Source organism: Mycolicibacterium sp. TUM20985 (assembly GCF_030295745.1).
Classification (GTDB): Bacteria; Actinomycetota; Actinomycetes; order Mycobacteriales; family Mycobacteriaceae; genus Mycobacterium.
Genome location: NZ_AP027291.1, coordinates 5138084 through 5159944, shown reverse-complemented (window position 1 = coordinate 5159944; position 21861 = coordinate 5138084). Strand labels below are relative to the sequence as shown.

The following is a 21861-nucleotide window of genomic DNA, read 5'->3' as shown; positions in this document are numbered from 1 at the left end:
TTGGGTGTGCGCGTAGCCGTTTTGTCGGTCCATACCTCCCCCCTGGCTCAGCCCGGGACCGGCGACGCCGGCGGGATGAACGTGTACGTCCTGCAGAGCGCGCTGGAACTGGCCCGACGCGGCGTCGAGGTGGAGATCTTCACCAGGGCGACGACGTCCGCGGACGCCCCCGTGGTCCGAGTAGCGCCGGGAGTCCTGGTGCGCAACGTGGTGGCCGGCCCCTTCGAGGGTCTCGACAAGCACGATTTGCCCACCCAGCTGTGCGCGTTCACCGCGGGGGTCCTTCGCGCCGAGGCCACCCACGAACCGGGCTACTACGACGTCGTCCATTCCCACTACTGGCTATCGGGACAGGTCGGCTGGTTGGCGCGCGACCGTTGGGCGGTGCCACTGGTGCACACCGCCCACACGCTGGCTGCGGTGAAGAATGCCTCGCTGGCCATCGGTGACACACCGGAACCGCCCCTGCGCGCCGTCGGCGAACAGCAAGTCGTCGACGAGGCCGACCGGCTGATCGTGAACACCGAATACGAAGCCAGACAATTGGTTTCGCTACACCATGCGGACCCCGAACGCATCGACGTCGCGCACCCGGGCGTGGATCTGGCGACCTTCAAGCCCGGTGACCGGGCGCAGGCGCGGCGAACGCTCGGTCTTGCGCTCGACGAACGGGTGATCGCGTTCGTGGGCCGCATCCAGCCGCTCAAGGCGCCCGACGTGCTGTTGCGCGCGGCGGCGAAGCTGCCGGGGGTGCGGGTCGTGATCGCCGGCGGTCCGTCAGGCTCGGGGCTGGCCAATCCGGAGGGAATGGTTCGGCTGGCCGACGAGCTGGGTATCAGCGACCGTGTGACCTTCCTTCCTCCCCAGACCAGGGACCAACTGGTCGAGCTGTACCGCGCCGCGGACATGGTGGCGGTGCCCAGCTACGCCGAATCCTTCGGGCTCGTCGCGGTCGAAGCCCAGGCGTGCGGGACCCCGGTCGTCGCCGCCGCGGTCGGCGGGCTGCCGGTCGCGGTGCGCGACGGGGTCAGCGGCGTCCTGGTCCAGGGTCATGACATCGACGATTGGGCCGCCGCGCTGGGCGGGTTGTTCGATCGCGGGCCGCAGACCATGCGCGCCGCCGCCATCCAGCACGCCGGCACGTTCTCCTGGGCGCACACCGTCGACGCGCTGCTGGCCAGCTACGGGCGGGCGATCACCGATTACCAGGCCAGGCACCAGCGCGCCGAAGTTCCCTCGCGGCGCAACGGCCGCCGCTTCTCGATCCGGCGTGGGGTGCGGGCATGAGCACACCGCTGCAGGTCATCGAGGATGCGCTGAAGGAGAGCGAGCTCTCCTACGAGTTCGTCGAGGGTGTCGACGGAACACCGTCGGGCATCGTCGTCGCGGTGCCCGGGGAACGCCGGTTGATCACGAACACGATCCTGACCGTCGGCACGCACTCCCTGCGCATCGAGGCCTTCATCTGTCGCCAGCCCGACGAGGACCACGAGAAGGTCTACCGGTATCTGCTCCGGCGCAACGGCAGGCTGTTCGGCGTCGCATACACCCTGGACAACCTCGGCGACATCTACCTGGTGGGACGGATCGCCGTCGACTCGGTCACGCCGGAGGTGATCGACGGCATCCTCGGCCAGGTGGTCCAGGCCGTCGACTCGGATTTCAACATGCTGCTGGAACTTGGTTTCCACTCGTCCATTCAGAAGGAATGGGAATGGCGGGTGAAGCGCGGCGAGTCGCTGAAGAACCTCAAGGCCTTCGAGCACCTCATCGACGACGATCAGGACTAACGACAGCTCCGTGACGGCACGCATGTTCACGACCTCACCCGGGCGACGCGTGCAACACGAGTGCAGTCGGCGACGAGTGCGGTCGAGCGTCCCGGGATAGCATCGACGCCATGTCGACCTTGGTGCTGCTTCGTCACGGCGAGAGCGAATGGAACGCGCTGAACCTGTTCACCGGGTGGGTCGACGTCAACCTCACCGACAAGGGTCGGGCCGAAGCCGTCAGGGGCGGCGAGTTGATGAAGGCGGAGGGCCTGCTGCCAGACGTGCTGTACACCTCGCTGCTGCGACGGGCGATCAGCACCGCCAACCTGGCGCTCGACGCGGCCGATCGGCATTGGATTCCGGTCGTCAGGGACTGGCGCCTCAACGAGCGGCACTACGGGGCCCTGCAGGGCCTCGACAAGGCCGAGACCAAGGCGAAGTACGGCGAGGACCAGTTCATGGCGTGGCGCCGCAGCTACGACACGCCACCGCCGCCCATCGAAAGGGGTAGCGAGTTCAGCCAGGACGCCGATCCGCGCTACGCCGACATCGGCGGCGGCCCGCTGACGGAGTGTCTCGCCGACGTCGTGGCCCGGTTCGTCCCCTACTTCACCGAGACCATCGTGCCCGAGCTGTCGGCAGGCAAGACCGTGCTGGTCGCTGCGCATGGCAACTCGTTGCGGGCGTTGGTCAAATACCTGGACGGCATGTCGGACGCCGACGTGGTCGGCCTGAACATCCCGACGGGCATCCCGCTGGTCTACGAGCTGGACGAGAGCCTCAAGCCGACCATCGCGGGCGGCACCTATCTGGATCCGGACGCCGCCGCCGCCGGAGCCGCGGCCGTGGCCGCCCAGGGCGCCAAGTAGCCGACGGGGAACCGTCGAGGCAAACAATGGGTGAACTCGGGTGAACGGGACCCGAACTCCTGTGTTTGCCTCTGTGACTTGTCCCGAATTGGCCGCACGCTGCTGGGATGCCGTTCACCGAGTGCGTACGATTTTCGCGTGAGTGTGGTAGCGGCGCTGCTGTTGACGGCAGTCGTTTCCCTTCTCGCGTTGGGGCTCGGCGTCGCGCTCGGACTGTCACTTTCGCCACGGATCGCCGAGCGCAGGCAGCGGAGGTCCGTCGATCAGGACGGCATCACCGTCTCCCAGATGTTGCAGCAGATCGTGTCGCTATCGCCGGTGGGAACCGTGGTCGTCGACACCTACCGTGACGTCGTCTACATGAACGACCAGGCGCGCGAGTTGGGACTGATTCACGACCGCCTGCTCGACGACAGGGCCTGGGCCGCCGCGCAGCGCACGCTGGCAACCGGCCAGGACACCGACTTCGACCTCGCTCCCGTACGGCGCCAGAATCCTGGGCGCTCAGGGCTCTCGGTCGGTGGCCACGTGCGGCTGCTCAGCCAGGACGACCGTCGCTTCGCGGTGGTCTTCGTCGACGATCAGTCGGAGCACGCCCGCATGGAGGCCACCCGCCGTGACTTCGTGGCCAACGTCAGCCATGAACTCAAGACGCCGGTCGGCGCGATGGGCGTGCTGGCGGAGGCGTTGTTGGCCTCCACCGACGACCCCGAGACCGTCGGCCGGTTCGCCGCGATGATGGTGACCGAGTCCAACCGGCTGGCCAACATGGTCGGTGAACTGATCGAGCTGTCGCGACTGCAGGGCGCGGAGCCGCTACCCGATCTGGAGGCCGTCGACGTCGACTCCGTGGTGGCCGAGGCCTTGTCGCGGTACAAGGTGGCCGCCGACAACGCCGAGATCGAGATCACCACGGACGCCCCGACCGGCTACCGTGTATGGGGCGATCAACAGCTGCTCGTCACGGCCATCGCCAACCTGGTGTCCAACGCAATCGCCTACTCGCCCATCAGTTCACCGGTCTCGATCAGCCGACGCCGACGCGGTGACAACATCGAGATCGCGGTGACCGACCGTGGCATCGGGATCGCTCGTGACGATCAGGAACGCGTCTTCGAACGGTTCTTCCGCGTCGACACGGCGCGGTCCCGGGCCACTGGTGGCACCGGGCTCGGATTGGCGATCGTCAAACACGTAGCTGCCAATCACAACGGATCCATCCGGCTGTGGAGTCAGCCCGGAACCGGCTCGACGTTCACCCTGTCGATTCCGGCCCACCCCGAACCCGACGACGAGTCGGATGAACGAGAGGACCTGATATGACGAGTGTGTTGATCGTGGAGGACGAAGAGTCCCTGGCCGACCCACTGGCCTTCCTGCTTCGCAAGGAGGGTTTCGAGGCCACCGTCGTCACGGACGGACCGTCGGCCCTCGCCGAGTTCGAGCGCGCCGGCGCCGACATCGTGCTGCTCGACCTCATGCTCCCCGGGATGAGCGGCACCGACGTCTGCAAACAACTGCGTTCCCGCTCGAGCGTGCCGGTGATCATGGTCACCGCCCGCGACAGTGAAATCGACAAGGTGGTCGGGCTTGAATTGGGTGCCGACGACTACGTCACCAAGCCGTACTCGGCGCGTGAACTGATCGCCCGCATCCGCGCCGTGCTGCGTCGCGGAGTGGACAACGACGACGCGGGGGTCGGCGACGGCGTGCTCGAGGCCGGTCCCGTTCGGATGGACGTCGAGCGGCACATCGTCTCGGTCAACGGTCAGTCGATCACGTTGCCGCTCAAGGAGTTCGACCTCCTCGAATATCTGATGCGCAACAGTGGCCGGGTGCTGACCCGCGGGCAGTTGATCGACCGGGTGTGGGGTGCCGACTACGTCGGTGACACCAAGACCCTCGACGTGCACGTCAAACGGCTGCGCAGCAAGATCGAGGGCGACCCCGCGAACCCCGTCCACCTGGTCACCGTGCGAGGTCTCGGCTACAAGCTCGAGGGCTGATCACAAAAGGGTCGCCATCGAGCGAGCGACGGTCGGCACCGCCCCGCGAGGCGGTATCTTTGCGTTGGCAGGCGTTACAGACGACGGCCCGTCACCTTCGGTGGCAAAGAAGAGATGGTTCGCTAGCGGGTACACGGCGAATACGATCCGCGTCATCGACAGCTGGGAGCCCACATGCAGGCGACGGTCCGCAACCGGCTGTACCGGTTCCTCGCCCCGCTGTGGCCGCTGACGGTCCTCTGCGTGGTCGTCGGCGTGGCTCTCGGGCTGTTCGTCGCCTCGCATCTTGGCCGGTCCGCCACGGCGACGGCCTTGATCCGGATCGACCCGACCGCAGGTCCCGATCAGATTCTCACCGGCGCTGCACCGGCGTCCGACGCCCCGCAGGCCTACCTGGCCGATCAGCTCGCCTACCTGTCCTCGGACGGGTACCGGCGCGAAGTCGCGCAGAGCCTACAGATGAGTTCGCCGGTCGATCTCACGGCGACGCAAGAGGGACAGTCGATGGTGGTCCGGATCGCGGCCACGGCGGCGGAGCCCGATACGGCGACTCAGATCGTGAATGCGGCCGTGGACCTGTATCGCCGGGTCGCCAACGACTCCACGGGGCAGCGTCTGACGGCGGCCATCGGTGCCGTCGACTCCGTGATCGAGGCGACGCGGGCTGAGGCGATCGCGCGGGTCGGCGGGAACGCCGAGGACGTCGACCAGGCGGCGCTGGACGCGCGCCTCGAACCCCTGCGGACTCAGAAGGTGTCGTTGGACGTGGCGCTGCGCCGAGGCGCCGGTGTCGACGTGATCGATCCGACGTGGTCGGGTGACGTCGAGGCGGCCGTCTCGCCCGCGCTCGGCGCGGTGGGCGGTGGGCTGCTGGGCGGCCTACTCGGGCTGGCCTGCGGCCTGTGGTGGCGGGCCAGATCAGGGGTGATCGCCTCGGCCGGCACCCTGGAGCGCGAAGTGAGACCGGTGCTGCGACCGGTCGTGACGCTGGGGAAGAAGACCGGAAAGTTGAGCGCCAAGGAAGCCGTCTTGGCGCGGGCGCTCTACTACCAGCTTCCCTCACCGCGGGCCGGCCGGATCGTCGTGGTCGGCGCGACGCCGAATTCGGGCGCCGACACCGTCGGCCGGCTCCTCCTTCACGCCGCCGCCGAGCACGGCTCCGTCGCGGCGTTCAACGCGAGCGACTTCGTGGGGATGCGCCACGAACAGATGGTGGGCGAGCTGAATCTGCTGGAGGCGTCGCATCACGACGCCGAGACGACGATCGTGTTCGGCCCCAGCTTCGCGACCGCTCCTGCGCTGATCGAACTGCTTCCTTTCGCCAGGCACGTGGTGTTGGTCGTTCGGATCGGCGTCGACACGGCCAGCCAGGTCCAGGCCTCTTATCGATCGGTGGCCGGGCTCGCCGTACCGACGACGGGGGTGGCCACCCGCGCCGGACTGTTCGGTTCGGCCAACTCCACTAACGACTTCGGACACCAACTGCCATCGGCGCGTTCCGATGCCGACGCGACCACGTGATCGCGAGGCGACCATGAGCGGTGACGCCACCGGTGCGAAAGCCGAACTGCGGCACAGCTTCCTCCTCCGCGTGGGAGCCGCCGCACTTGGCACCGTGGCCACGTTCGCGTTGACGATCGTCGTGGTGAGGACCCTCGACGCCCGGGACACCGCGACGTTCTTCGCCATCCTCGCCGCGCTCTCGATAGGCTCGGTCGTCGGGCGGCTGGGCTTGGGACCCAACGTCATTCGGCTAATCCCCTCTGAGCCTGATCCGGCAAAGCGCCGACTCATCGCCGGAGCTCACCTGCGCGCGACGATGATATTGTCCGCCGTCAGCGCGCCCATCGTGGCGTTGTTTGCGACCTGGGGACTGATCGGCCACGGAAACTTCTTGCCCGCGCTGCTGCTGACCGCCACCGTCATCGCCATCGAATCCGTCCGAATGATGTTGAGCGACATCTTCGCCGCCTACGGCAGGGTACTGGCGTCGGTGGCGACGATGCACTACGTCCGCAGCGCGATGGTGGTTCCCGTGGTGGCACTGGTGGCGCTGATCGTCGAACGGCCAACATTGATCGACGTGCTCGCCACCTACGTTGGCGTAGCGGGATTCCAACTCTTGGCGGCCCTGTGGCTTGCGCGGAACGATGTCGCGATCTTCGGCCCTGGCGGGCATATCTCCCTTCGGACTGCGATCAACTCGGGCACGCGTCTGTTCAGTCTGGAACTCACGGCATTCATGATGATTTCCGGCACGATCTGGTTGGCGAACGCTGCCTTCCCGCCCGAGACGGCCATCATCTACAGCGCAGCCGCGACCATCGCGATGCAGGTGACCCTCCTCGAGAGCCTTGCCGCACTTGCGGTGACCCCGCCTGCAGCCCGGCTATGGGCCGCAGGTCGGCGAGACGAGGTGGTGCGGCTGCTATCGAGCCTGGCGACGATCAACACCGTCGTGGTCATCCTGGTCGTGTTGGCGTTCGCCGCGTTCGGCGACGTGGCTCTCGAGATCGCCTACGGGCCGGAGATGCGGGGCGCCATCTGGCTCTTGGTCGTACTGGCCTGCGGTGGCATCGCCCAGGGGGCTCTCGGGGTGAACATTTCGCTGCTCATCATCTGTGGACGGATCAACGAGGTGTCGCGGACAGCGCTCGGCGTGCTCGTCGTGTTTCTGCCATGCGCGGTCGCGGCGGCTTTCCTGGGCGGGCCGATGCAGTTGGCGATCGTGTCGACCTGCGGCATGGTCCTTCTGTCGGTCAGCGAATGGCTCACCGCGCGAAAGTATTTGGAGCAGGCGCCGCATCCGCGGCTGAATCTGGTACAGGCGCTAAGGGAGCTAGTGTCCGAGCGGACGCGCCTCAGGCCCGCAGAGGAAGACGTCGAGGAAGACGGCGCGGCCGATTCGGCACGGTGAGGTCGGGTCGCGACGGCACCGAGACGCCCACCGATTCCAGGACCGCGACGGCGGTGTCGTGCCAGGAGTAGCGCTGCGCATTCGCCAGGCCACGCCTGCGAAGGTCCTGGGCAAGGGACTCGTCGCATTCCAGCGTGTCGAGGGCCTCGATCAGGGTGGCGGGATCATCCGGGTCGAAGTAGAGACCGGCCTGTGCGACGACCTCGGGTAGGGCTGCGGCGAAGGACGTGACGACGGGACAGCCAAGCTTCTGCGCCTCCAGTGGCGGCAGGCCGAAACCCTCGTACTTGGAGGGGAATATCAGCGCGCGGGCATTCTGATACAGCCAGGCGAGTTCGGAATCGTCCAGGTGACCAGCAATCACCGTGCCCTGGGGCATGGTCGAACTTTGGGAGAAGGCCTGTCGGTCTCCGGACGCCCCCACCACCACGACGGACCTGCCCGAGGCCACCAACGCTTGGACCGGAGCGGGCAGGTTCTTGTGCACCGCCAAGGTGCCCACCACGAGGTAGAAGGGGTGGGAAACGTCGAGGTCGGGACGGACTGGCACCACCGAGCTGAGGGCATCGGCCGAACAGCCGGCGACGACGAATCGGGACAGCGGTATGCGGAGGACGTCGTTCAACTCACGCGCGCTGAAGTGCGACACGGTCACGAGCTGCTGGGCCCAACGTCCGAGCAGGGTGTACATGACTCGGTAGAACGCGACGAAGGCCTTGGTGTAGGTCTGGGGCCAACGGAACGGGGCGGCGTCGTGCATCGTCACCAGCTGGCGGCGCTTCATGATCGGGGCTGGACCCGCGAAGTTCAGCAGCGTGTGCCCCGCGGAGACGATCGGCAGGTAGATCTGCTCGAAGAGGACGCCCGCCACGGGGGCGCGCCGGACGTCGACCAGCTCGGATTCTTGGAGCCACTCCGGGACGACGGCCCCGGCCGGGACGTGTAGCACCAGAGGGGCGGACTCCGTCGCGATGATCGCCCGGACGACCTCCGTGGCGTAGCGCTGGGTGCCGGTGACGCGTTGGGCCAGCCACTTGCCGTTGACGTGCAGTCGAACCGGCGGCGTCACGGGTTTTGACCCTCTGGCGGCAGTTTTGGCAAAGGCTGCTTCACCCGGTCGTTGGCTAATGAGGGCAGGCGTGCGCGGCTCGGGATTGGCGGACACGTGTTGCCCCTGTCGTCGTGGGCGGCGGTCTCGCGATCCCTGGCTTCGGACCAGAGAAGTTTGCCCGATCAGCCGACGTTAACCGATTTTCCGCCAATCGTCCATCCCGCGAGCTGGTAGCCGCCGGAATTGGCCTGCGCGACGAAGGGGTCGACTGCGTCGCTATCGATGTGGATCTGGTCGATCGCGACCTGTCCGATGGATCCGCCGTCGTCGATGATGGCGACGTTTCGACCCGCTGTGGGACTGGTGCCCGAGATGTCGACGTTCGAGATCGTCACGTTCCGAATGCCTGCGCTCTGGCTCGCCGCGACCACGAGGATCGCGCCGTGGACGATGTCGGGGTTCTGGTTTGCCTGCCGGATCGAGCCGTTGCTGATCGTGACGTCGTCGACGGGCAGCGTGAAGTATGGGCTGCCCTCGGTCGCGACGTAGACCGCCGCGGCGTTGGTGGAGGCGACGTCGAAGCCGGTCACGTCGATGTTGGAGCCGCCGACCACAGAAATGCCGCGGCCCCAGCGCGTGCTCGCTACGGAAACGTTGCTGACGTTGATGTCATGCGTGGGCTTGGCATCCCGGTAGGAGACCACGGCGACGGCGTCATCGCCCGTCTGGCCGGTTTTCACTCCGTTGACGACGCCAGGACCGGCACCGTCGGTCATATGGAGGCCGTCAGCACGGGTGTTGCTGATGTCGACGTTCCTGAGTGTGAAGTTCTGCGCGCCACTGACGAAGATGCCCGCCGCCGCGGAGCCGTCGATCGTGACGTTGGCGACGGTGTCCCCGTTGCCGGCGACGACGAGCTTGTGCTGATCGAGGCTACTCATCCGCGGCCCCTGCGCAGGTGCGGTCAACCTGAGGTTGCTGAGCTGCACGCCGTCGGCCTGGATCTGGATCGCGGAGGTGGCGTCGTTGGTCGCCTGCAGGGTGGCGCCGTTGCCGTCGATCTGGACACGGGGCACGCGGAGGTGGAGGACACCGCTGTGGGCGTAGGCCTTGGCGTCCAGCGTGAGGCTGCCACCAGGCTTCATCGCGTCCAGCTGAGCTTGCAGAGCGGCTGTGCTGTCGGTGGGGGTATCGCTCTTGGACTCTGTGCTCTGGCAGCCGATGGCCAATACGGCCATGACCAAGATCACAATTGCCGCTCGTTTGGCTCGCATGGTCCCTCTGTCTCGATGATTCGCGGCAGGGACGCCCTGGGACCTCGTCGTCGGTGAACTGCGCAGCGCCTGCTACCGGCGTTGCCGGGTGTTTTTGGCAATCAGTACGGTGATCGCCAGAAGTGCAACCCAAGTGTACGTTGTGCGCCCTTGGACCCAGTAAAGGTAGCGGGGCATCTCGACGAGACCGGTGAAGACCACCGGGTACAGCAGCAACGCCATCGGCCGTCCGCTGGCAAAGAATTCATAGAGCAGTCCGGCTACTATCCCGACGGCCAGGAAGAAGGCGAGGCCGCCGACGACGCCGTAGTCCACGAAGGGTGCGGCGTAACCACTCGGATTGTTGAATTCGGGGTTCGCGTAGTGCTTGAGGACGTCGAAGTACGGCGACATGTCGGTGCGGTTGTACGGCGGCACGTGGCCGCCGACTCGCTCGTAGAGACCCACGTTCTCGATGCCAGGCGCGGTCCAGAACGCTTCTATGGTGTCGTACGGCCATCGATTGGGCCACTGCAGATGGTCGATGACCAATTGGCCGTTGTTCAATGCGGTCGCGTAGTAGCCGGCGAATCGACTGATGGCGAAGTCGACGAACGAGGTGGCCCCCTGCGCCCGATAGAACGTCCACGACCGGAAGTATTCGAACAGTCCGAAGAGAGCGACGACGACCACCATGCCGAAGACGGGGATCGTCTGCGCGATCAGCCTCGGCGGGCCGCGCCGGGTCGACAATTTCATGGCGACGATGACGCACACCGGGATGACCAGTTCGAGTAGCGCCAGCCTCTCGGAGTAGATGTAGGCGCGCGGGACGGCGAGCCCGATGACCAGAGCAATCTTGCCCAGCTCGCGCCGGGAGAATTGCTGGGTGAGCGTGACGGTCGAGACCACCACGGCGGCGATTCCCAATTGCGTCAGCGTGGTGACGCCGGGCACGGTGCCGATGCGGTCCTTCAGCGCTACCGACCCGTAGGCGTCGGATCCGCCGAACAGTTCGGCCGGTGAGATCCCCGCTCTGGCGATCAGCACCACGAACCCGAGGTATCCCAGGACGGTGGCGGTGGTCAGCACGGTGCTCGAGCGGCGAAGGAGCCGAATGGTCTCTTCGTCCAGGCCCGGCCAGGGGCCGGTGAGGGTTCGAGGTGATCGGTTGCGTGCCAGAGCGATCCCGACCAGCGCGCCGAAGGCGACCGCGGCGGCGCCGCACGCGAACAGCAGGAGGGTGTCGGTGGTGACCGACTTGGGACTGCGCCACGACGTGCGGAACGTCTCGTCGCTGGTGAACGCCGTCGGCAGGATCGCGGCAGCGGCCACGACGAGCGGGATGATCGCAGGCGACAACCACCACAGACCGGGACGGGGCGAACGGTCGGTCCCGCCGGCGTGGCCGCCGGATGCGGTGGCGGGTGTCGCCTGGGTCATGGGGCCTTCGGGTCGGTGCCGCGATATCCGGCCCACTGGCCGCGGAGATAGGCAATGTCCGCCCTGGCCTCGATCGTCCTGCCGCGCACGGTGCGCATGCCGCACCCGGCGAGCTTGCGCGCCGCGAGGTAACCCAGTTGCGCCCTCGAGAGCCGGTGGCGCCGCCAGAGGTGACCCATGCCGACCCCGTACTTCAGCATCTTGGTCACGTACTCATCCGTAATCGCGTCGCGGTCGTCTTCCTGGTTGACGACGATATCGGGTCGGTACAGCACCTGGTGTCCTGAAGCGATCAAGCGCAGCAGCAGATCGGACTCTTCGCCCGCGCCGCGCCAGCCGACCGACCCGGCACCGATCCCTTCGTCGAACGGGCCGTCCGACGGCAGCGCCGATCGGCGAAGGAAGAGCGTGCTGGAGATGGACGTGCGGAAGAAGTTCCTGCGCGTGATGAGGGTGGGCTCGTCCGGCCACCGGAGCATCGACGGCGTGCCTGCGGCGGTCGCTTGCGTACCCGATATGCCTGCGAGGTCAGGGCGGCCGACGAGCACGTCGAGCGCCCGGCCGATGGTGTCCGTGGGGAAGAGGCAGTTGTCGTCGGGAAACGCGAGGATGGGCGCGGTGGACAGGGCGATGCCGCGGTTGCGCCCGATCGACAGACCTCGACCCGTGACCGTCGAGATCTTTGGTCCCGGCATGTCGACCTCGTCGAGCACGGCGATGCAAGAGCGGTCCGGACTTTGATCGACGAGCACGAACTCAACGGCCTCGGCGACGTCGCTGCGGGCGACGGAGTCGAGGAGCTCGCGAATTGCCCGGGGGCGACCGATCGTGCTGCAGATCAAGGAGATTCGAGCGTGCTCACCCATTGGTAGACCGCGGGCTCTCGACGCAGCTGGCGGCCACCATCGCAGCGGCATGGCACGGCGCGTGTGTCAGCGAGACCGAACTACTCACCCAGCCTTGCTCGGCTGCCAACCTGGCCGCGGTGCCGCGGAACACCAGCCTCGGCACCGAGCCCATGGTTTCGACCTCGACGTCGAAGAAGCCGAACGCCGCAGACGGCTCGGCGAAGGCCTTGATCACCGCCTCCTTGGCGGCGAAGCGCGCCGCCAGCCGGGCCGCGCGGTCCGGGCCGTCGCTGTAGCTCAGCTCCCCCGGGGTGAAGACCCTGCGCAGATAGCGGTCGCCGAAGCAGGCGATGGATTGTTCGACCTCGGCCACGGCGACGATGTCGCAGCCGGTCCGGATGCGGTACCCCGGCGGGGGCACGAGTTCTGTCATGGCCGGGCTCCGAACGTCTTGGGCGACACGAGATCGATCGAATCGAGCGTGCCTGCGGGCTGCCCGGTGGCCGTGGTCCGTCGGAGCAAGAGGTGACGGGTGGTGCCGACCGGGAGGTGGAACGAGTCGTCGGAGGGCTGCCAACCGGGGGCGTCGACGGTGACGTAGCGCAGCGAGGCGGGCGAGGAGACCTCGAGCAGCCATCGGTCATCTGCTTCGTTCGGGCCGTCCGACGTGACCGTCACCGCGACGCCCGTGCTCGGCTGACCGCTGCGGGGATTGACGATCATGACGTCGCTGACGGATGCCGTGCCGTCGTCGTAGTCGAAGCTGGCCTCGATGGCGTCGGCGGTCGCGGGCCCGAACCGAAACGCATGGGACAGATCGCGGAAGGCGCCGGTGACGTCGGCGTCCGTCAGGGTCACCGACGAGTGCGGCGGAACGACGACGTCCTCGCGAGCGGCGGTCATCCGATTCCCGTTGGCGTGGCTGGCGATCAGCCGCAGCGCGCCGCTGATCGCCCGTTCGGTGTCGTTGTGAACGTCGATGCGGACGCCGGCCAGCCCGCCATCCGCCACGACTACGCATACGGGCGCCCACACCCGACGGAGCACGGCCAGTGCGGGTTTGGGCATCCCGTCCACGTCGAGCAGTCCCCAACCCGCACCGGGGCAGAGGTCCTTGGCCGTGAGCACCAGAGCGCCGCCACAGCCCGAGTCCGGTCGTCGCCAGAAGGCGAAGCAGGCGCGCATCGCCTCGGCCACCGCGAGCCGCCCCAGTTGCAGATAGCGCTCGGGGTCGATCCGCCGGGTGGTCAGCAGGTCCTCGCCGAAGATGCGTTCGGCGTAGAAGTCTCGAACGTCCTCGAAGTCCCATGACGAGCCACGGTCGCGCGGTACGGCTGCCTTCCACCGTGGGTCGTGGCCGGCCACGGCCGCCGAACCGAAGTGGCGTTCGACCGCGGCGAGGACCGGCGGGTTGGAGAAGGCAAGGCATTCGGCGGCGAATCTCACCCCCGCGGTGTGGACGTCGGCAACCGGTCGAAGGTAGCCGCCAACGCCGAACCAGTGCGCGATCCCCGTATCAGGCCGGATGGCCAGGTCGTCGGAGTCGGGGGGTGGTGACGGCGACGCCGTGACGTAGTGGGCATCGCTGTGGCGTGCCACCCGTGCGGGTAGCACCGACTCGATGAGGGCGATCGAGCGCTGTTCGCGGTCCAGGCCCAACATCTCGGGCCGCTGCAGAGTTTCGCTCCCCCCGCTGACGACGGTGACTGCGGGGTTGCCCGAGACGGCATCGAGGACACCGCACAGTTCGTCGGCGATCAGGTCCGACTGTTCGGGAGGCGGATCGAAGGTCGACTGCATGGCGTCCTGCCACACCATGACGCCCTTCTCGGCGCAGACCTCCCAGAACTCGTCCTGTTCGTAGACCATCCCGCCCACGATGCGCAGCATGTTGGCGCCGGCGTCGACGAACGTCGAGACGAGCTCCTCGATGGCCGGTCGATCGGACAGCAGGCGCACGGGGTCGGGCGGGGTCCACGTCGCACCCCGGCAGAAGATCGCGACACCGTTGACGACGACGCGGAACCCACCGCCACCGGTGTCCACGTCCAACCTCCGGAAACCGATCGTCCGGTGACGGACCGGATGGCCGTCGAGGCTCAGCGTCAACCCGTAGCAGTGCGCCGGGCCATAACCGTGGGGCCACCAGAGCCGGGGCGCCGCGACGTGAGCCCGCAGGGTGAATCGCCCGTCATCGACGCGACCACGCACGTCGGTCACCGTGCCGTCCACGCCGTCGGTGATCGCGGCGTGGATCTCGGTCCCGTCGTCGGCCCCACAGGTGCCGTCGATGCGAACCTCACCCGTCGTGGGCTCAGTCGACACGGTATGGCTCGTCCAACACCGAGCCGGCGTGGTGACGACGGGTCGCCAGAATCCAACCGGGGCGGGAACCGGGCCGTAGACCGGCGCCCGACCTATCAAAGTCGTTCTTGCCCAACGCATTCCGGGTGCGGCGACCAGGCTCGAACGCCACCGGCCCCGAGGTCTGCGGATCGCCAGCCACGCCGCGAGCGACGCGAAGTGGACGCACACCTCGTGGCTGCCTGCGCCGAACTCGACCCGCACCGGCATGAACATCGATTCGCAACGGCCGACCTCCACGCCGTCGACGAAGACGGTGGCGGGGAAGGTCAGGCCGCCGAACTCCACCACCGTCGCCTCGTCGACCTCGAGGACGGTCCGGAACCAGTGGTCGAAGTCGTCGGGGTCGTCGACGTCACCGAAGACGGCTGCGACGGTGGTGGCCGGTCCGACGTCGAGACTCCCCGGCCATTCTCCGGACACGTCGGAGGAGTGCGCGTAGACGCCGGGCCGGCACCGAATCGCTTGCCAGTCAAGGGGCATTCGGCTAAAGCACGGCGTCGAGGACGAGGTCCATCGCCGACTGCCAGGACCGGGACATCTCGTCGAGCGCCGGTCCGACGTCGACGGTCCTGCCGCGGGCCACCCTCGCCATCTTGAACTGCACCGCCTTCGCGCCGGCCGCCACGGACCGGAAGTGGCTCTCGGCCGCCGCGGTGCCGTCGAACAGTCCGTCGACGTGGACGGCGAGATCCGCGGCGAGTTCGGCCGTGGCCCCCGCCTGTCGGAGCGTGGCGAACGCCCATCGATGGAAGCGGTCGTCGCCGGCTTGCGGAAGCCATGCCGACGCGGTGACGATTCCGCTGGCGAGTCGTTCGACCGGATTGCCGATCGGCCGCCGGCTGACGTGGTCCTCGACGACGGCGGCCACCGCGTCGCCGACTCCGCCCCGTGGCTGCCAACGAACCCGCTCGATGTACGGCGGCAAGCTCGGCGCGGTGTCGGGCGCGAGGTTGAAGATTCCGTCGAAGTCCTCGGCGCCGAGTTCGAACAGTCCCGCGTTGTGGAGATACCGCATGCGCTTCTCAGAGCGGTCCAGCCAGGTCGGAACGATGGTGGTCTTGACGTGTTCACTGCGGTAACTGGTGCCCGCGGTGTCGGGCAGCCACCAGCCGTCGACCTCGACGGTGTGCAGGATTCCCTGCTCCCGTCCGGCTGCCACGGTCTCCAGCACCGGCATCCACACGTTCTCCTCGGTGACATCGAGGCCGTACAGACGGCGGAGATCGTCGGGAGACGGCTTGATGAATGACCACTGCAGCCCGTCGTGGTCGGCTGAGAAGACGAAGGCGAACGACGGGACCGGGTCGAGCCCGAGGCTGTGCAACAGTTCGATCCACAGGTCCACGTAGCAATTGGTTTCCGGCCAGATCCGGTCGGCGTCGTGGGTGAAGTGCGACTGGTGCGTGGCGGGAGTGTCGTCGATGCGGAGCGTGGGAACGGTTGGGGACGTGCAGATCAGCTGCGAAGGTGTCATGTCGAGGTGGACACGAGATCACCCACGACGCGTTGGATGCTGTCGATCGTCGCAAATGTCGACTTCTTGAGGGCTTCGTCGGGAAATTCGATTTCGAACTCGTCCTCGAGCGCCAACATGACGTTCACCGAAGCGTGCGAGGTCAGTCCGAGTTCGTACAAATTGGCCTCGATATCGACATCGGCCGAGTCAGCGGGCACCTTGCCGTGCATCATTAGGATGTTGCGAATTCGACTTTCCATTTACACCCTCGGTCTCAGGCGAACATACGCGTACGCTTACGTTAACACAGCAACGCTATAGTCAACTTAGCTGAAGCGGCGTCCGCCGCAGCCGCAGCCTACGTTTGGAGCCCATGTGACCCTCGATGTGGACGCTCGCTTCGACACCCCCGCCAGCAGCGGAATCGCTGACGTCGTGGGCTCTGCGGCCGCGGCAGCCGACGCCGTCGACCGGCACGCCCGGTTCCCCGCAGAAGCGGTCGAGGCGATGCGTGCAGCAAACTTTCTCTCGTGTTCTCTGCCAACTGGGCTGGGTGGCCGCTCGGCATCGATAACGGAGCTGGCCGCCATCGCTCGCGCCCTGGGTGCCGCCTGCAGTTCGGCGGCGATGGTTTTTGCCATGCATCACACCCAGGCATTGGTGCTCACCAAATATGCGAATTCCGGACCCATTGCCGAATTGACCGCATCGATAGCCGCCGACGAATCGCTTCTGGCGTCCGCCACGACCGAGATCACCACCGGCGGTGACATTGGCTCCTCGACCTGCGCCATAGACGTCGAGGACGAGACCGTGACGCTCCGAAAGAATGCGTCCGTCATCTCCTACGGGCAGTACGCCGACTTCATTTGCGTCACCGCGCGCCGCACGGCCGACAGCCCGGCCAACGATCAGGTGCTGTTGGTGTGCCCCGCCTCCGACACCCGGTTGGAACCCACGGGAACCTGGGACGTGCTCGGGTTTCGCGGGACGTGCAGTCCCGGTTTCCTCCTCGATGCGACGACCGCGCGGCGAAACGTCATTGCCCAGGACTATGCGAGCATCGCAGCGACCACCATGGTGCCGGCATCGCACACACTCTGGTCGAACGTGTGGCTCGGGATCGCCGACGCCGCTGTCGGCAAGGCGCGCACGGCAGTTCGACAAGCCGTGCGAAAGGCAGAAGGCAAACCCGTCCCAAAGACCTTGCTGCTGGCCGACCTACTGGTCAGACACCAAGTCTTGGAGGCCCATGTGCAGCGGGAAGTGCAGCGGTACGAGGACTTCCGTAGCGCTGGCTCTACCGAGGCGACCATCGGCTTCACCCTCGCCATGAACAACCTGAAGATCGATTCGTCCGTGTCGGTTGCCGAACTCGTCATCGATGCGCTGCGGATCGTCGGTCTCAACGGTTACCGAGAGGACCACCCGTTGACGATGGGACGATTGCTTCGTGATTCCTTCGCACCGCAACTCATGGTGTCCAACGATCGAATCCGACAGACCAACGCTGGTCTCGCGTTGGCCCACCGCGGTTAGGTGAAATCCAACATGACGGTTGCGGCCACGGAACTGGAGTCGGCTCGGCTGAAGTTCAGGGACGACTTGATCGACGCAGGGTTGCTCGTCCCGATGGGTATCGACGGCTTGTACGGTCGCAGTGGGGAATTCGAGAACGTCATCGAGGGTATCGACGGTCTCGTCCGACGTACCGCGGGGGAGCGCCCAGGCATGCAGCCGACGGTGCTGCGCTTTCCGCCGGTCTACCCGCGCGAGGCCTTCGAGCGGACCGACTACATTGCCTCGTTTCCGAACCTGACCGGGTCCGTATCCACGTTCATTGGTGACGACCGAGGACACAAGGAACTGCTCGCGGATCGAGACGCGGGCCGGCCGTGGGACGGTCACCTCGACCCTGCCGGCACCATGCTCGTCGCCGCAGCGTGCCATCCGGTGTACGCGACCGCACCGCCCGTCGTGCCGGAGTCGGGCTGCCTCTACGACATCTACGGGTACTGCTTTCGGCACGAGCCTTCGGTCGATCCCGCTCGGATGCAAGCGTTCCGCATGCACGAGTACGTGTACATCGGCACGCCGGAGATGGCCCAGCATCATCGTGACTCGTGGATCGATCCCGCGGTGGGGATCCTCGAGCAGTTGGGTCTCGCCGCGGTGGTTGCGTCGGCCAACGATCCGTTCTTCGGCAGAGCGGGAAGGATGTTGGCGGTCAATCAGCGTCAGGATGATCTGAAGTTCGAGCTGCTGGTGCAGATCTACGGTGACATGGACGAGGGCACCGCCGTAGTGTCCGCCAACTGCCACCGTGACCACTTCGGTCATTCGTTCGAGTTGGTCACGGGGGACGGCGCAGCTGCGCACAGCGCCTGTGTCGGTTTCGGGATGGAGCGGATTGCTCTCGCGATGTTCAGTCGCCACGGTATGGAACCGGCTTCCTGGCCCGACGACGTGAGAGCAGCAATCGGTTGACGTGCATCGGGGGATGGGCACTCTCGGGTAGAGTCTCCGCTTCGTGAGCGGAACGCGTGCTGTGCCAACGTTCTTCGGGCCGCCGGAGTCGCCGCTTTTCGGAGTTTTGCACGTGCCGGCAGAGTCCCGGGCTCGGGGCGGAGTGCTGCTCTGTGCGTCGATCGGCAAGGATGCGGCGGACAGCATCGTCGCGCAACGGTTGATCGCCGACGCGCTCGCGCGTGACGGGATCGCCGTCCTACGGTTCGACTATCTCGGTTGTGGCGACTCCTCGTTCGGTGACACCCGGCCCGAGGCCGTGGCCGAATGGCAGACGAGCATCGAGCACGCCGCCTCGTATCTGCGGACGGCGATGGACACCGACGACCTGTCGATCGTCGCGATGCGGGCCGGCTGCCTGATCACCGCTGCGGCATCGCGGGACCACCCGGCGATGCGATCGGTCAAGAGAGTCGCCTACCTGGATCCGGTGGGCACGGGACGGCGCTTCCTGCGCGAGCAGACGATGTTCTTCAAGATGGCCGGAGGAGACGCCGAGTCCGCCGAACCGGGCAGCGTATCGATCATCGGCGCCGAGTTGTCTGCCAAGGCGGCACGGGATTTCAGTGCACTGAAGCTCTCGGGTGACGGTGAGTGGCCGCGGCAACCCGAGATGTTCGTCGTCGGTCGCGCCGATGGCGCGGACGTCGCGGTGACGGCGATGGCCGAAGGCGTGCAGCCCAACGTGTTCCTGTCCGACGGTCTGGCTTCGGCAGCCCAACCGACGCGGCTCTTGGCGCCGACCCCGACCGACGCAATCGATGCCGTCGTGGATTGGCTCGTAACCCGGGTGCCCTCGGAGCCGCGCCCCTTCCACCCGGTGGTCACCGATCGGGCGAGGATCGCCGACGGTGCAGGCGGGTTCGTCGTCGAACGCATCGAAAGCGTTGGCCCTGATCGCCTCTTCGCGATTCGCACGATGCCGGACCGCCACGACGCCTCGGTGCCGTTGCCGACGGTGGTGTTCTTCACCAACGCGGTCAACGCGCATTGGGGTCCCAGCCGGGGTTGGGTACACATCGCAAGGGCGACGGCCCGAGATGGGCGCCAGGCATTCCGCTGGGACCGCCGAGGGGCGGGGGAGTCGGGTCCGGCGCGGCGTAACTCGGAGGTCTACATCTACTCGCAGGAGGGCATCGACGACGCGATTGCCGCGACTCGGCATGCGCGGGAGTCGGCGTCCAAACTCGTCCTCGTCGGTTTGTGCTCGGGCGCCTGGTATGCGGCGCACGGAGCCCGGGCGGTCGGCGCCGAAGCGTTGTCACTGGTGAACGTCTTGCTTTGGTCGTGGCGTGTGAAGAGCGCTCTGCGAGAACCGATTGCGCCTGCGGACCACGACGTCGCCGATTGGGAGCAGTCACGTCGAGCGCGGCTGCGCCGGTTGGTGTCGGCCCATCTGCCTGCCGCCGCATGGCGCATGCTGGGACGGACCGGGGTCGTGCAGGCACCCGAGAACCTCCTCGCGACCTTCGCTCGGCAGGGTACGTCGGTGACGGCGATCCTGTGTCCGGACGACGCCAAGCTCTTCTTCGCCAATCGCGGCGGAGAAGCGTTGCACCGCTTGGGTCGTACGAAGGCGCCGCCCCGCGTCATCGAGACCGGGAGCGGCGACCATGCAGGCTTCGATCCCATCGTCCTTCAGCCGATCGCGCGGAGCGTTGCGGAGGCTCTGGGGTAGGACGGCGAATCAGTATGCGCCGCTTCCCCTCAGCACCGTGCGAATCGTCTTGACGATGATGGCGACGTCACTCCACAGTGACCAGTTCTCCACGTACGTGAGGTCCAGTCGGACGGCGTCCTCGATCCCGAGGTCCGATCGGCCGCTAATCTGCCACAACCCGGTCAGGCCCGGCTTGACGGCCAGCCTGCGGTAGACCAGGTCGTCGTAGGAGTCGACCTCGCGGCGCACCTGCGGCCGTGGTCCGACCACGCTCATCTCGCCCCGCAGGACGTTGAAGAACTGCGGCAGCTCGTCGATGCTGAACTTGCGGATCAACTTTCCGATCCGGGTCACCCGCGGGTCGTCCTTCATCTTGAAGAAGAGGACGTTGCCGCCGTTGGCCGCCATCAGCGCGGGCATGCGGGACTCCGCATCGACGAACATGCTGCGGAACTTCATCATTCGGAACGGGACACCGTTCATGCCGATTCGTTCGGAGAGGTAGAACGTCGGCCCCGGGCTCGACAGCCGGACGGCGAACGCGGTCACGATGAGCATCGGCGACACGATGAGCAGGGCGACGGTGGCGAAGAGGATGTCGAAACTGCGCTTGATCAGCGAGTTGGCTTGGCTGTGCTGCGGTTTGACGACCTCGAACATGGCCATGCCGCCGACGGGTCGGCTGCGCAGCCGCTGTTCGGCGATGTCGATCATTCCCGGTGCCAGCATGAGGTCCACTTGGAGCGCGTCGAGCTCCCACATCAGTCGGCGAACGTCCACGGGCCGCAGGCCGTGGGTCGCGGCGAGCGCCACGGTGTGGACACCGGTGCGCTGGACGGCGTCGAGGATGGCGCGGTCCATACCGACGACGGGGATGTCGACGCCGCCGACCGAGATCGCGTCCTCCGGATGGGTGGGGCCGTCCGGGGTGCAGATGCCGACCACGTCGTAGCCGGCGCGGGGATCCTTGGCGAATTCCGTGGCGATGTCGCGGGCCGAGGTCGCGGAACCGATGATCAGCAGCCGGTCGTGGTCGTTGCCCGTCCGTCGCCGGTGCGCGGTGTAGTGCCGCCAGGCCCACCGGTTGGCTAGCAGGCCGACGAGGCCCAAGGGGAGGGCGATGGCCAGGTACCCGCGGGACAGGTTGATCTGGAAGAGCGTCGAGGCGATGGCGATCAGGCCGAAGAGCTGCAGCGTGGCGATTGTCAGGATGGCGTACTCATCCGGGCCGCGACCCGTGACCCGGGGCGACCTGCTGCCCAGCGCGAGGAACACCATCCACAGCACGGCGAGCAGGCAGGACACCGCGGTGTACCCGACACCCGTGACCTCCGCCCAGGGGTAGGCGACATCAACCGGCCCGTCGGCAAAGCGGACAAGTTGCCCGACGGCGACGCTAGAGCAAACAATGAGCCCATCGCTAACTATGAGTCTTCGTGCGTAACTCGAGTGGCGACCTTCGCGAGCGGACTGCGCTCCCGTGCGCAGAATGGGACCATCCAGGACGGATGAATCGTCCCTCGATGGCCAGTTTTGGCGAAGTAGCAAGCGGCTTGTAATTGTCGTTGCCGTGCTTTTTTCCGTCTGGCCTGCCGTGACAGCGAACATAACGTCCTCGGTTTCAGGCCCTGTTGACGGAAGCAGGGCTCTTGCAGGTTAGTTGTGCTCACCACCGGTCGCAACTACCAGGTGT

Annotated in this window: 19 protein-coding genes; 10 read left to right on the top strand and 9 right to left on the bottom strand. The window is 66.7% G+C overall.

The window, feature by feature from the left end; all coding sequences use genetic code 11:
* The 7 genes from mshA to QUE68_RS25225 all read left to right on the top strand — a co-directional run bounded on the left by mshA (nt 1) and on the right by QUE68_RS25225 (nt 7564).
* Complete coding sequence (gene mshA, locus QUE68_RS25255) at nt 1-1287, top strand: D-inositol-3-phosphate glycosyltransferase (protein ID WP_284234941.1); 1287 nt, start codon at nt 1-3, stop codon at nt 1285-1287.
* A complete protein-coding gene (locus tag QUE68_RS25250; RefSeq protein ID WP_284229186.1) occupies nt 1284-1790 on the top strand; it encodes a type III secretion system chaperone family protein in 507 nt (168 codons plus the stop codon). The genes mshA and QUE68_RS25250 overlap by 4 nt, the downstream gene beginning before the upstream one ends.
* Nucleotides 1791-1900: 110 nt before the next feature.
* Nucleotides 1901-2641 carry a phosphoglyceromutase gene (locus QUE68_RS25245; RefSeq protein WP_284229184.1) on the top strand — a complete coding sequence of 247 codons (741 nt, stop codon included), beginning with the start codon at nt 1901-1903 and terminating at the stop codon, nt 2639-2641.
* A gap of 138 nt (nt 2642-2779) precedes the next feature.
* Nucleotides 2780-3964 (top strand): sensor histidine kinase, encoded by a 1185-nt coding sequence (locus QUE68_RS25240; RefSeq protein WP_286274606.1) that lies wholly within the window; start codon nt 2780-2782, stop codon nt 3962-3964.
* Entirely contained in the window at nt 3961-4647 is a 687-nt protein-coding gene (regX, locus tag QUE68_RS25235; protein WP_284229180.1) for a two-component sensory transduction protein RegX, read from the top strand. Before QUE68_RS25240 ends, regX begins: the two co-directional genes overlap by 4 nt.
* Before the next feature lie 174 nt (nt 4648-4821).
* Nucleotides 4822-6168 (top strand): GumC domain-containing protein, encoded by a 1347-nt coding sequence (locus QUE68_RS25230; RefSeq protein WP_286274605.1) that lies wholly within the window; start codon nt 4822-4824, stop codon nt 6166-6168.
* A 13-nt stretch (nt 6169-6181) separates the two neighbouring features.
* Nucleotides 6182-7564 (top strand): lipopolysaccharide biosynthesis protein, encoded by a 1383-nt coding sequence (locus QUE68_RS25225; RefSeq protein ID WP_286274604.1) that lies wholly within the window; start codon nt 6182-6184, stop codon nt 7562-7564.
* On the opposite strand, the gene QUE68_RS25220 is transcribed toward QUE68_RS25225, so the two are convergent.
* The 8 genes from QUE68_RS25220 to QUE68_RS25185 all read right to left on the bottom strand — a co-directional run bounded on the left by QUE68_RS25220 (nt 7509) and on the right by QUE68_RS25185 (nt 16242).
* Nucleotides 7509-8633 carry a glycosyltransferase family 4 protein gene (locus QUE68_RS25220; RefSeq protein WP_286274603.1) on the bottom strand — a complete coding sequence of 375 codons (1125 nt, stop codon included), beginning with the start codon at nt 8631-8633 and terminating at the stop codon, nt 7509-7511. The two genes, QUE68_RS25225 and QUE68_RS25220, sit on opposite strands and share 56 nt — an antisense overlap.
* Nucleotides 8634-8797: 164 nt before the next feature.
* The gene (locus tag QUE68_RS25215; RefSeq protein WP_286274602.1) at nt 8798-9853 is read right to left on the bottom strand and encodes a right-handed parallel beta-helix repeat-containing protein; all 1056 of its coding nucleotides are present in this window, start codon (nt 9851-9853) and stop codon (nt 8798-8800) included.
* 108 nt (nt 9854-9961) lie between these two features.
* Nucleotides 9962-11311 (bottom strand): O-antigen polymerase, encoded by a 1350-nt coding sequence (locus QUE68_RS25210; RefSeq protein ID WP_286274601.1) that lies wholly within the window; start codon nt 11309-11311, stop codon nt 9962-9964.
* Entirely contained in the window at nt 11308-12177 is an 870-nt protein-coding gene (locus QUE68_RS25205) for a glycosyltransferase family 2 protein (RefSeq protein WP_286274600.1), read from the bottom strand. Before QUE68_RS25205 ends, QUE68_RS25210 begins: the two co-directional genes overlap by 4 nt.
* Entirely contained in the window at nt 12170-12592 is a 423-nt protein-coding gene (locus tag QUE68_RS25200; RefSeq protein ID WP_286274599.1) for a holo-ACP synthase, read from the bottom strand. Before QUE68_RS25200 ends, QUE68_RS25205 begins: the two co-directional genes overlap by 8 nt.
* Nucleotides 12589-15006: a glycoside hydrolase family 2 protein gene (locus QUE68_RS25195; RefSeq protein ID WP_286274598.1), complete on the bottom strand. Its 2418-nt coding sequence runs from the start codon at nt 15004-15006 to the stop codon at nt 12589-12591. The genes QUE68_RS25200 and QUE68_RS25195 overlap by 4 nt, the downstream gene beginning before the upstream one ends.
* Before the next feature lie 4 nt (nt 15007-15010).
* A complete protein-coding gene (locus tag QUE68_RS25190; protein ID WP_284229162.1) occupies nt 15011-16000 on the bottom strand; it encodes a DUF1839 family protein in 990 nt (329 codons plus the stop codon).
* Nucleotides 15997-16242: an acyl carrier protein gene (locus QUE68_RS25185; RefSeq protein WP_284229160.1), complete on the bottom strand. Its 246-nt coding sequence runs from the start codon at nt 16240-16242 to the stop codon at nt 15997-15999. The genes QUE68_RS25190 and QUE68_RS25185 overlap by 4 nt, the downstream gene beginning before the upstream one ends.
* 115 nt (nt 16243-16357) lie before the next feature.
* Between QUE68_RS25185 and QUE68_RS25180 the strand changes: the two genes are divergently transcribed.
* From QUE68_RS25180 to QUE68_RS25170, 3 genes are all read left to right on the top strand, one after another.
* Nucleotides 16358-17521 (top strand): acyl-CoA dehydrogenase family protein, encoded by a 1164-nt coding sequence (locus QUE68_RS25180; protein WP_286274597.1) that lies wholly within the window; start codon nt 16358-16360, stop codon nt 17519-17521.
* 12 nt (nt 17522-17533) lie between these two features.
* Nucleotides 17534-18469 carry an amino acid--[acyl-carrier-protein] ligase gene (locus tag QUE68_RS25175; RefSeq protein WP_284229156.1) on the top strand — a complete coding sequence of 312 codons (936 nt, stop codon included), beginning with the start codon at nt 17534-17536 and terminating at the stop codon, nt 18467-18469.
* A 112-nt stretch (nt 18470-18581) separates the two neighbouring features.
* Nucleotides 18582-20186: an alpha/beta hydrolase family protein gene (locus QUE68_RS25170; protein ID WP_284229154.1), complete on the top strand. Its 1605-nt coding sequence runs from the start codon at nt 18582-18584 to the stop codon at nt 20184-20186.
* 9 nt (nt 20187-20195) lie between these two features.
* On the opposite strand, the gene QUE68_RS25165 is transcribed toward QUE68_RS25170, so the two are convergent.
* Nucleotides 20196-21473, bottom strand: a complete 1278-nt coding sequence (locus QUE68_RS25165) for a sugar transferase (protein WP_284229153.1) — start codon at nt 21471-21473, stop codon at nt 20196-20198.
* Nucleotides 21474-21861: the final 388 nt, after the last annotated feature.